This window comes from Bittarella massiliensis (ex Durand et al. 2017), assembly GCF_017566145.1.
Lineage (GTDB): Bacteria > Bacillota > Clostridia > Oscillospirales > Ruminococcaceae > Bittarella > Bittarella massiliensis_A.
In genome coordinates this window covers 1-210 of the sequence record NZ_JABFCL010000385.1, presented here as the reverse complement: position 1 = coordinate 210, position 210 = coordinate 1, and the positions used below count along the sequence as shown (strand labels likewise).

Sequence of the window (210 nt, the reverse complement as noted above, 5' to 3'; positions counted from 1 at the left end):
GAAACTTCATATGTCCCCGGCCAGAGATGATACCAGCTTCCACAACGGCGTCATGGTTCTCCCAGTCTCCCTGACAAAAGGTCTGGAGTTTGACTGCGTAATTCTTTGGGAACCGGATGAAACACGCTATTCGGATCATCCGAAAGACGCCAAGCTTCTCTATGTCGCCATTACCCGTGCGCTCCATGAACTTTATGTGATGACCGCTCA

General features: G+C 50.5%; 1 protein-coding gene. It reads left to right on the top strand.

The annotated features are described in order from the left end of the window. Positions 1 to 210 (top strand): ATP-binding domain-containing protein (locus HJY11_RS14755; RefSeq protein WP_208076586.1); only part of this gene is annotated, 210 nt, incomplete at both ends.